Origin of the sequence: Burkholderia sp. BCC0405, assembly GCF_902833075.1 — a bacterium.
Classification (GTDB): domain Bacteria; phylum Pseudomonadota; class Gammaproteobacteria; order Burkholderiales; family Burkholderiaceae; genus Burkholderia.
Map to the genome: position 1 here is coordinate 1 of NZ_CADFEO010000018.1, position 10,679 is coordinate 10,679.

Annotated in this window: 7 protein-coding genes and 3 pseudogenes; 5 read left to right on the forward strand and 5 right to left on the reverse strand. The window is 58.1% G+C overall.

The genetic code is table 11. The annotated features are described in order from the left end of the window. Positions 1-179: 179 nt before the first annotated feature. Positions 180-590 (forward strand): annotated as a pseudogene (locus HWX36_RS26165) (IS630 family transposase); the annotation flags it as partial. Here the strand turns inward: HWX36_RS26165 and HWX36_RS37345 are convergent. The 4 genes and pseudogenes from HWX36_RS37345 to HWX36_RS26185 all read right to left on the reverse strand — a co-directional run. Next, positions 534-803 (reverse strand): annotated as a pseudogene (locus HWX36_RS37345) (hypothetical protein); the annotation flags it as partial. The pseudogenes HWX36_RS26165 and HWX36_RS37345 sit on opposite strands and share 57 nt — an antisense overlap. A 585-nt stretch (positions 804-1,388) precedes the next feature. Next, positions 1,389-2,468 carry a lipid II-degrading bacteriocin gene (locus tag HWX36_RS26175; RefSeq protein ID WP_175956050.1) on the reverse strand — a complete coding sequence of 360 codons (1,080 nt, stop codon included), beginning with the start codon at positions 2,466-2,468 and terminating at the stop codon, positions 1,389-1,391. Positions 2,469-2,683: 215 nt separating this feature from the next. Next, positions 2,684-3,040, reverse strand: a pseudogene (locus HWX36_RS26180) (helix-turn-helix domain-containing protein); the annotation flags it as partial. Between the two features lie 175 nt (positions 3,041-3,215). Next, the gene (locus HWX36_RS26185; RefSeq protein ID WP_175956053.1) at positions 3,216-4,706 is read right to left on the reverse strand and encodes an ISNCY family transposase; all 1,491 of its coding nucleotides are present in this window, start codon (positions 4,704-4,706) and stop codon (positions 3,216-3,218) included. A gap of 622 nt (positions 4,707-5,328) precedes the next feature. On the opposite strand from HWX36_RS26185, the gene HWX36_RS37350 reads away from it, so the two are divergent. Genes HWX36_RS37350 through HWX36_RS26200 form a run of 3 tightly spaced genes read left to right on the forward strand, consistent with a single transcriptional unit; the run spans position 5,329 to position 6,927 of the window. Beyond that, a complete protein-coding gene (locus tag HWX36_RS37350) occupies positions 5,329-5,439 on the forward strand; it encodes a hypothetical protein (protein WP_244136523.1) in 111 nt (36 codons plus the stop codon). Beyond that, a complete protein-coding gene (locus HWX36_RS26195; RefSeq protein WP_175956054.1) occupies positions 5,436-5,795 on the forward strand; it encodes a type II toxin-antitoxin system HicB family antitoxin in 360 nt (119 codons plus the stop codon). The genes HWX36_RS37350 and HWX36_RS26195 overlap by 4 nt, the downstream gene beginning before the upstream one ends. Positions 5,796-5,832: 37 nt before the next feature. Continuing rightward, positions 5,833-6,927, forward strand: a complete 1,095-nt coding sequence (locus HWX36_RS26200) for a hypothetical protein (RefSeq protein ID WP_175956056.1) — start codon at positions 5,833-5,835, stop codon at positions 6,925-6,927. A 205-nt stretch (positions 6,928-7,132) separates the two neighbouring features. Here HWX36_RS26200 and HWX36_RS26205 read toward each other — a convergent pair whose 3' ends face one another. Then, a complete protein-coding gene (locus tag HWX36_RS26205) occupies positions 7,133-8,443 on the reverse strand; it encodes an MFS transporter (RefSeq protein ID WP_175956057.1) in 1,311 nt (436 codons plus the stop codon). A gap of 326 nt (positions 8,444-8,769) precedes the next feature. Between HWX36_RS26205 and HWX36_RS26210 the strand changes: the two genes are divergently transcribed. After that, positions 8,770-10,679 (forward strand): condensation domain-containing protein (locus HWX36_RS26210; RefSeq protein ID WP_175956058.1); only part of this gene is annotated, 1,910 nt, incomplete at its 3' end.

The following is a 10,679-nucleotide window of genomic DNA, read 5'->3' on the forward strand; positions in this document are numbered from 1 at the left end:
GCCATCGTTCGGCTGCGCTGCATCGACAGCAGTTCTTCCCGCTCGGCTTCGCTCAGATTCATTTTGCCCATGCACCATTAGATCAGTGCAATTTCATTGGTTCAATGGACTAGCCGTTCGATCTGCCGGACCGTTAGGCCCAGTCGTTCGGCAGCACCCCAAAAGCGGACATTTCAAACCTGAGTCCACCGCAGAACGCGCTGGTGCTGTGCGTGAACGAGAAGAGCCAGTGTCAGGCGCTCGAGCGCACGCAATCTATGCTGCAGATGGGTTTCGGCTACGTCGAAGGCGTCACTCACGATTACGTCCGTCATGCCACCACGACGTTGTTTGCCGCTCTGAATGTGCTCAATCGTGCCTTGCTCGCTACCTGCAAGCCACGTCATCGACATCAGGAATTCCTGTCGTTCCTGCGCGAAATCGACAAAGCGATCCGGAGAGGCTCGTTCGGCTCGGTCAAACAACTGATCAAGCGAATCGATCACTTTGTCTCCCACTACAACGAAAACTGCAAACCGTTCGTCTGGAGCGCGTCAGCCGATTCCATCCTCGAACAGCTGCATCGACTTTGCTCGCGAATCAGCGGAACGTTCTGCCTGCCATACGCCGTACACGGCCAGCATCGCAGCGCCGAGCGCCTCTTTCCGAAACTGCCCCCAACAGACCGGGCCACAGGATCACGTTGACCTAGCCCGTCTCGTCCTCAGCGTCATGAAGAGCACGCCGTTGGCCGTGCGGTCACGATGCCGCGCGCGAGCTGACCGGTGCGCAAGCTGGTCGGCCGGCTGCAGTCGATCGAGCGCGAAGTGCGGGCGCTATGCGGCAAACGATCTCAATCGCGTCAGCTTGTAGGCCGCCATCGTTAGAGGCAGTGGTTGGTCCACTTTCTCGAGACCGCGAACCATGACTTTTCGAAGCGGGCCTGTCATCTTGCCGCTGCCAACCCGATATTACGGGCGGAATTTGGAGTCAATCATACGGCCCCACATTATCAAGAATGATTCCAAGGCACGTCATTTTCGCGATATACCGATGGCCATCAGATCGATACGGAACCTTCCATTGGTGGAGGTCGGTGATGTATTCGAAATTTTCATCAAAAATAACTTTTGATGATCCATTTTGTTTTGCGTACTCCTCAACAAATCCCGTTATTTCGCGACGACTCATTTGAGGGCACGCACCATCTCCACCATCCCAATTTTTGACGTAGATTAAAACGGCAAATAAGACCAATGCGCAAATCAATAACGCACCAATGGAACCGATCGAGTATTTCAGTATTTTTTTTGTCAAAATTACCCCCCATAATCAAAAAATCGGGTTTTTTGGCATGAGGATAGCTTCTCAGCTTTCCTCATGTCGGTTCGAGGGTCAGTAAAATCGATTTATGGTCTGCGCCCGAAACCACCGATTCGTGGCGTATGAACCGCCGCTGGCGTGCCATCTGGATTCATTGCTTTGATGCTGGCTCTCGTTCCGTTGACGTTGAGTGGTTGCGACCCGGTAAAATAGATCATGAAATCTTTGTGATCAGTAAATTCTCCAATTTTTCGGACGAACGTAGTCAATGCCTCTTGTATCGACGGACGAGACCGTGAAGCGTCAAAATCGAATTTGTCTGGATTAAGTGTGTATTCTCCTCTGAAATAGAAACTATCATCACTTCCTAAAAATAGCTCTCCTTGGATGTGGCCGCTCACTCGCCCAAGTGCCGACCCGACAATCAACTCTTGGTCGCTCAATAAATTGGTGCTGAACCGGGCATCTATTCGATAGGCTCCAGGTCCCATGCCATCGTTGACGATAATGTCCCTTATCGGAGATATCTGCTGAACGCCGATTCCAAGCCTCAAAGATTTAAGATCGACTGATTTTGGATCTCCGTTTCCCCGAATCCAATTGTAGTATGCTGAAAGGGTGAAAAATGGAGTGGCGTAGAATTTAAAACTCTCAATGGGTGGAGTCGGGAGGTGACTGAAATAGTAGTCGCTGAACAACCCAAATGCTGTTGTGAGGCCACTAAACGTCGTATCGGAGAGGCCATACTGGTTTGCGCCAGTGATGCCTTGCCGGCCCATGTCTGCAATCCAGGAAGTGAAAAGGGCATAAGTTGCAATTTGCGCTTGAACAACTTGTTTTCTTGCAAGCTCCATCCCATACCCAAATTCATAAAGCACGTCGCGCGACCGTCCGGCAGCAGCAGCTTCGAGAATTTTCTTTCCATTGACTAATCTGAATTTGCCAATTTGAAATATGCCGCCGCGAATATTATCTCCATTTATTGCCCAATGATACCCTCCGGCGGGGCCATTAGGCGTGGCTATGGGGAGGGCAAGTTCGGTCGGTGCTGAAACGTTAATTGGTGGCAAAAGATCGTCGGCTGGACCGTGTCCTTGCGCGAATGTTCGAATAGGACTGCTTGCTAATAAAGCAGTGGAGGCCCCAAGAAAGTGTCTTCTTTTCATCTAACGGTCCCGGTAGCGTTTGGTTTTTTGACGAAAAAGTCAAACTGATTTTAAAGTTGACAAAGTCAACACGCTTTGCCTTCGGGAGTTGCGGAAAGCATGGCACGCGTGACCGAGATTGTTGCCACTCGGCTATTCTTCCAAATTGACTTCATTAACATTACTAGTATCCAACTATTTCGTATGATGTGACAAGGGGAATGAGATGGTCATCCATCCGTCATCAGCCGCCGTACCGTCTCCTTGGCCAGCTGGATGCCGTGACATTCCCAGAGCTTCTCGCAAGCCAGCGTCGGGCCGAAATCGGCGTAGCGATCTCGGATGATCGACAGGGCCCGGTCGGCGGCTCCTGGATCCAGACGACGGTTGCCGGGCTTCGCTCGATGTCCCGACACCAATCCCGCCGGGCCGTGCTCACGCAGCCGGGCGACCAGCCGCCGAATCTGCCGTGTCGTCAACTCCAGCCGTTCGGCCGCACGCCACGGCTTGAGCTTGCCGTCCGCCACGTCCTGAATGACCTTGAACCTGTCCAGCTCGCGCATCGTCATCGTGATCCGCTCCGTTGCAGCCATCGCAGCCTCCGGCGCCGGACACCCGGCGGCCGGACAGCTTACGCGGCCCGAAAAGCGGACATTTCAATCTAGCCACTACAACCAATGTCGTAGCCATTTCAAGATGTCGGGGCACCAGCTAAATAGAAATGTCGTGTTTTCAGGGGTTCATGATTTGTTTCTCATGGGCTGCAGATCACGCCGTGTCGAAGAGCGGATCCTGAACGGGCAGGGTGCTTACGCTTGCGTCATTGCCCCTTGCAGACCGACGGCTAGGTTTGCGTGCGGGCTGTTGCGGCTGTCTGCGTTCGGCGAGATCCACGATCACTTTCTCGACATCGGCCTGCGTGAACTCACGCTGCTTCTTTTTGTTCGGCTGAGTGGTGTTGCGATTCGTCTTGGTCGAGTCGCCTCGATGTGTGCGGGACGGTGCCTTACCTATCCTGCTGTTATCGCGCTGCGCCTGGATCGCCTGCGCAACCAGGAGTACGTGACTCAGACGCTTGTGTTCGATAACGGCGGCTTGATCAATCTCGGCCAGCCGGTCGTACTGCCTGTAGGGCAACACGCGCCCCTCTGTTCGCAGTTCGATGCACCCATCCGGGTACTCCCAAACCTCGATCGTTTGATCAATCAGCTGCCGATTCTCCGGTGTATCGTCCAACAAATACATCACTCGGTCGTACTGCACCGTGAGCGACTTCGTGACTTTCCGCGGCTCGCGCCACGTCAGCACCAAGTCAAGATTCTCATCGGCGCGCAGCGGCCGGTGCGCATCGAAGTCGCTCTTCGGCGGCTTCGCGAAGCGCGCGTTGTAGGCGGCCATGAAGGAGGGTGCGTAAGCGTTGGCGTCGGCCACCGTGTTGATCCCGCGCAGTCGCATCTCCTTGACCAAGCGATCCTGCAACGTCAGATGTGCTCGCTCGACTCGCCCCTTGGCCGGACTGCTGTTTGCGCAAAACGTGTCGATGTTCAACTCGTACATCGCGCGGCCGAAGTGCGTCACCCGATTACCAGTCTTGCCCGGCGTTACGTTGCGGAACACGCTGTACTTGTCGCTATAGAACGCCCCCGGCTTGCCGTGGCACTCGATATACGCTCGCGTTGCCGCGAAGTAGCTGAACGTCGATTCGGTCTGCGTGAAGTGCAGCATCATCAGCCGACTCGTCGCATCGTCGACGTACACCAGCAGCGTGCAGGCCGGTGCCCGATCCTCGAACCATCGATGGTCACTGCCGTCGATCTGGATCAATTCACCCAGGCACGCGCGCCGGGCCCGCGGCTGATAGACCTTCGGCGGCCGCTGCCGGCGTGGCACCCACAAACCGGCATCCGTCATCAACTTCCGGACCGTCTCCTTGGCCAACTGGATGCCATGGCACTCAGACAACTTCTCGGCGGCCAGCGTCGGGCCAAAGTCCGCGTAGCGCTCGCGAATGATCGTCAGCGCTCGCCGAGCCAGTTCCTCGTCCAATCGCCGGTTCCCCGGACGACCACGCTTGCGCGACGTTAGTCCAGCCGCGCCAGACTCCCGGTATCGAATCACCAGCCGCTCGATCTGCCGGACCGTCAGGCCCAGGCGTTCGGCCGCGCGGCCAGGCTTCAGGCCCAAATCCACCACGGCCTGGATTACCTTCAGACGGTCGAGTTCTCGCATGTTCAATGTCACCAGAGCTGTTCGGTGCATCGCCGGCTCCATGATCTGACGGGGAGCCGGCAAGCTTACCGAGGTCCAAACGCGACATTTCTAAATGGCTAGAACACGACATTTCTAAAAAGCTACTACAACACAAGCTATCGATAATCTTGATTATGTCAAATTAGTTTGCTAACTTCTCCAATGTCTCGCATTGGCTGCGGCACGGCTTTCGTCTGAGTAAAGATAGCGGGTTTACGATAGTTTACGCAGCCCTACACAATACATCGTGTCTGACCAAACAAGCCACGGCACGGCGCGGGAGTTTCTCGACCTCATCGACGGTCTAGCGACCGCCGAGATCGCCCGCAGATTGCGCTGCTGCCGCTACTGCGCCCGACGCACGGACCACAACAACCACATGAACCGCGTAGAAGCCCGGAGAATCGGCCGGACGCATGGGGGCGATTCATTGACGTGATATCACTTTTTGATTGCACGCTGATAGCACTTTTTGCTATCATCTGCGCATGAAATCGAAACACGCCCGCACCCTCGCCGCGATCTTCACGAAGCCCACATTGGGCGGGATCGTGTTCTCCGATATTGAACGCTCGTCGCCGCACTTGGCGGCGAAATCCACGAAGGCGTAGGGTCGCGCATCGCCTTCGAACTGAACGGCACGCGTCGCTATCACCACCGCCCGCATCCGGGCAAAGAGGCGAAGCGGTATCAGGTGGAGGACTTGCGCGACTGGTTTATCGAAATGGGAATCAAGCCATGAACAACGCCATGACTTACAAGGGATATTTCGCCCGGATCGATTTCGACGGGCGCGATAACATTTTCGTCGGCCACGTGCTCGGCGTGGACGACAAGATCAGTTTCCACGGTGAGACGGTGGACGAACTTACACGGGACTTTCATGCGGCCGTCGATCACTACCTTGACGACTGCAAGCGCGCGGGGCGTGAACCGCAAAAGCCCGCATCCGGAAAGCTAATGCTGCGCATCGATCCTAACGTGCATGCTCGCGTTGGCATCGCTGCTGCCCTGTCCGATGAAAGCATCAATCAATGGTCGGAGGAAGTATTGGGGCGCGCAGCCCGCGAAGTAATGGAACGTGCGATGCACGGTTAAGCAACGCTCCCTCTGACTACACGCTGGAATAATTAAAATGGCTGACATTGACCACGAGAGGCCGGCAGAAAATATCGCGGACGAAATCGAAAAATCGCTCCGCCCCAACATGAAGGCAATTGATGCAATATTGAATCAACTTAACGAAAAGGATAAACGAAAGGAGCAGCGCACTAGAAATCTGTTTTCTAGTGCGTTCGCCGTTTCGTTTCTTGCTATCACCGGGTTGATACTAACTATTGGCGATGCAACTCTCACCAAATACTTTAGATTGATATTGTCGAGCCCGTTACTTTCCGGTTTTCTATTGGCGACGGCAACTCTAGGAATTGGAGTGGGCATGCTCGCTTATCTTCGAGACAGCGGCCCCATTTCAAATAAAGCCAACGACAAACTGATTCAGAGATTAAACCAGTTGCAAGCTCAAATGGTGCAGCAAGCAGCTACACACAACAAAGAAATCGGCTCCCTCGTCCTCACCGATCAAACACGCGAGCAAATTCTTTCTAGCATCAAGACTGAGATAGACAAGTACGCAGCCGACGCTACCATATCCGTTCTTGCCGAACGAAAGGCGTCAGATGCTGCAAAGGCTGCATTCTTCGAAAAGATCGAAGATGAGCACGACGACACCATGATTCGGCTCAAACGGGCTATTTCCAGTCTTCACAATCGAGCCAATCTAAATTTGGTTTTTGGGATTATCTTAAGCGGCTCAGGTGTTTGGGTTCTTTGGCAGACCCTTTCTCTTCAAGTGCACGGGGACACTCCTCTGGATTTTCTGCGCGCCTATCTTCCCCGGCTATCTTTGGTTTTGGTTATCGAGCTCTTTTCTTACTTTTTCTTAAATTTATACAAAGCCAATCTTTCCGAAACTCGCTACTACCACAACGAACTTACAAACATATCGAATCGACGAGTTGCGCTGCTTTGCGCCCTAGAATCCGGTGAGAAGGAAGTGGTTTCCGATGTGATTGGCAATCTGTCGAAAACCGAACGAAATAATGTCCTGAGTAAAGGGCAGATGACTTTCGAGCTTGCAAAAGCAAAAATCGAATCAAATAGCTCGAAAAACATGACCGGATTTCTCGAGAAATTGATTGAATCATTAGCCATCGGAAAGAAAAGTTAGTTTCCTGCGCCACTGGACGGGCGGTCCCAGCCGCCCGTTATCACCTTCCAGAATTCAGAATCACTGTTCCTTACAAGCAGTATCCCGCGCTAGCTGACGCAAACGTGCACCGTTGATAGCGTCGCGAACGTTCTCGCCCTCTCCCGTCACCCGTGCTTGCACGAGATCCCAAGGAATAACCTCAAGCCAATAGCGTGAGCCCGCCCTAAGCGGACCTTGCTTCGTCCGGCACCAGCAGGTCGATCCGTCGCATGCGCGGATGCGCGAACATGCAAGCGCACAGCAGCACGCTCATCGCGCCCACCGCGACAAACAGCAGCGCGACGCCGCCGCCCTTGCCAATCCCGAACCATGCGTTCGCGGCCTGCGCGAACGTCCCGCCCGCCGACAGCGCGGGCTCCAGCACCCGATCGACGACGAACCCGCCCACCGCGACCACGACCGTCATCGTCGCGATCATCAGCATGCTGACGAACGACAGCACGCTGGCCTTGTTGCGCGCCGGGATCTTGCGCAGCCAAAGCGCGCTGCCGCACCCTTCGGCGACGCTGCCCGCCGCCAGCGCGACGAACGCGATCGCGCAATACGACGCCATGGCCGAAACGAGGCCGATCGACAGCATGCAGAGCGACAGCACCGTATCCGCGCACACGACGATCAGCATCAGGCGCTGCGGATTCGTCGTCGCGACGAGGAACGACATGCCGACGAGCCCGCCGAGCGCGGCCGACGTGTAGACGAGCCCGAGCTGCGCGCTCGAATGATTCGCGAGCACGAGCGGTGCGATCATCATCGTCGCGAGCGAAATCAGCGCGCTCTGGATCATCACGTAGCCGAGCAGCCCGAGCATCAGCGGCTCCGCTTCGAAGAAGCGCAACGCGCTCGCGATGCCCGCCAGCACGTCGCGCAGCAGCGGCCGGTTCGCGCGCGCCGGCTCCGCGGATACCGTGCCGGGCTGCCCCAGCGCCTTGAGCACGCACAGCATCGCTGCGACGCTCGCGACGAAATGAATCGTGAAAACCGCATTCAGGCCGGCACCGCCCATGATGATCCCGCCGAGCAGCGGCGCGACGAGCGTCGACACGTTCTTGCCGATGCCCATCAGGCCATTCGCGCGCGTCAGCGCGCCGTTCGCGACGATCGAATTGATCGACGCCTGATAGGCAGGCGTCCGAAATGCGCCGACCGTCGACGCGCACGCGTTGAACGCATACAGATGCACGGGCTGCAGCCTGTCCGCGAACAACAGCGCAAGCAGCAGCAGCGTCAGCAGCGCGAGCGCCGCGTTGGCGGACACGATGATGCGCTTGCGGTCGATCCGGTCGGCCAGGCCGCCCGCGAACGGCAGGATCAGTACCGACGGCAGCGTCGCGGCGATCACCGTATTCGAGAAGGCCGTCACCGAACCGGAATGTCGATAGACCCACACGCCGAGTGCGAACGACATCAGCGCGGTGGCGAATTGCATCGACGATTCGCCCAGCCAGAAAAAAAAGAAACGACGACCCGGCGACATGCATTCCTTCCCGGTTTGAGGGCGATGAAGCTCACACGACGCGAACGCGCCGGATTCGACGTTCGCGCGTCTGGTGCGCGAACCGGCCTGCCGGATTAGAGCACCGGTGGCGGCCAATGTCTGTCACGGGAATGCATGACGAGCGGCGCGCGCATTGTCCGGCGTTGGGGGGACAGACGCTCGGCTGGCGCGGTGTTTTAATTCCCGTCACTTGCGAATGGCCGCATCCGCTGCGCGTGTTTCGCGTTTCTGGTGCGCGCGAACGTCGCAATGTATTGGCATCCTAATAATTTTGGAAAGCGAACCAATTTACGGCGGGCAGCCAGATGAAATACCCCCTCCGGGCGGCACAGCGCAACATCCTCGCGGCGCAAAGCATCCATGAAGACCATCGGCTCTCGCATATCGGCGCGGCGGCGCGCATCGTCGGGGCGCTCGATGTCGATCTCTTCTGGCACGCGGCCGGCTTCATCGCGCAACACAGCGCGGCGGTGCGCTCGTCGCTGCACGACTGCGACGATGGCCTGTTCCAGATCGTGCACGACGATGGGCACTTCGTACGCGAGATGCTCGACCTGCGCGCGCACGCCGATCCGCAGGCCGCCGCGCGGCGCTTTATCGACGACGATTTCGCGAAACGCCCGTTCGCATCCGACGGACGCGAAATCGCCAACCGGATGGTGCTGCTCCAGGTGGGCGACGCGGACTACGTCGTCTATGCGAAATTCCATCACGCGCTGTTCGACGGTTGGGGCACCTCGCTCTTCTACTCCCGCTTGTGCGCGGCGTACAACCGGCTGAGGGCGGGCGAAGCGCCCTCGCCGTGGGACGAGACGAGCGTCGGCGCGATGCTCGCCGACGAGCGCGCGTATCTTGCTTCCGACAAGTGCGACACGTCGCGCCGATACTGGGCCGAGCGTCTCGCGTCATACGACAGCGAGTATTTTCCGCGCGCAACGTCGCAGTCGAACCGTCGCACGGTGCTAGAGCTGAGCGCGGCCGACACCGCCGCGCTGCATGCGTGGTCGGACGCGCAACGCGCGAGCCCGTTCCACTTATTCGCGGCGGTTCTGCAGGCGACGCTGTTTCGCGTCGTCGGCGCACGCGATCTCGCGATCGGCCTGCCGATCCTGAATCGGCGCACCGCGACGGACAAGCAGACGATCGGGCTCTTTCTCGGCTTTTGCGTGCTGCGCACGCCGGCGGCCCCCGCCGACACGTTCGCGGCGCTCGTCGCGCGGATCGGCGCGCAACTGAAGGCCGATTTCCGCCATCAGCGCTATCCGCTCGACGCCCTGTCGGGCGACCAGGGCCGGCTGCCGTTCGAAGTGAGCCTGTCGTATGAACGGCACGACTACGACGCGACGTTCGACGGCACGTCGACGACGGTGACGCCGCTGCGCACGCCCGCGCAAAGCTATCCGCTGCGCGTCTATGTGCGCGACTTTAGCGCGCGACGGCCGATCTACGTCGACTTCGACACGAACGATTCGTGCTTTGGCGAGCTCGCGCCGCAAACGTTCGTCGATGCGTTCCGGGATGTGCTTCATGAAGCGCTCGACGACGCGAACGCGCGGCTCGTTCCAGTGAAGCCGGCGGGTCGCGATCCGCAAGCGACGTTTTCGACCGGCCTGCCGATACCATCGCACGCGAACCTGTGCGATGCATTCGAGCAGATCGCCGCGCGGCATCCGGATGCCATTGCCGTATCGGGCGACGCCGGCGCGCTCACCTACGCACAGCTCGACGCGCGCGCCAATGCACTCGCGTGGACGCTGCGCGATCTCGGCGCTGGCCCCGAACTGCGCATCGGTCTCGCGTCCGGGCGCGACATTCATTTCGCGATCGGCATGCTTGCGATCCTCAAGACCGGCGCGGCTTACGTGCCGCTCGATTCCGCCTATCCCGACGAGCGCCTGCGCTTCCTCATCGACGACAGCGCAATGATCGCCCTCGTCGGCACGCGCGACGAGCTTGAACGCCTGCCGCGTGCCGATGAGCTGCCGCGTTGCGCGATCGGCCTCGACGATGTCGCCGACGAGCGCGCCCGCGCGGCCCCGCCTCGCGCCGTCTGCGCCGCGCAAGCCGCCTATGTGATCTACACGTCCGGCTCCACCGGCACGCCCAAGGGCTGCATCGTCACTCACGCGAACGTGCTGCGCCTGTTCGACGTCACCCACGAATCGTTCTCCCTTTCTGAACACGACGTGTGGAGCGTCTTCCATTCCACCGCCTT

Bases quoted from the DNA above. Each gene is read 5' to 3' on its own strand.
- HWX36_RS26200 (WP_175956056.1), top strand. From the start codon at position 5,833: ATGGCTGACATTGACCACGAGAGGCCGGCAGAAAATATCGCGGACGAA.
- HWX36_RS26195 (WP_175956054.1), top strand. From the start codon at position 5,436: ATGAACAACGCCATGACTTACAAGGGATATTTCGCCCGGATCGATTTC.
- HWX36_RS26205 (WP_175956057.1), bottom strand. From the start codon at position 8,443: ATGTCGCCGGGTCGTCGTTTCTTTTTTTTCTGGCTGGGCGAATCGTCG.
- HWX36_RS26185 (WP_175956053.1), bottom strand. From the start codon at position 4,706: ATGCACCGAACAGCTCTGGTGACATTGAACATGCGAGAACTCGACCGT.
- HWX36_RS26175 (WP_175956050.1), bottom strand. From the start codon at position 2,468: ATGAAAAGAAGACACTTTCTTGGGGCCTCCACTGCTTTATTAGCAAGC.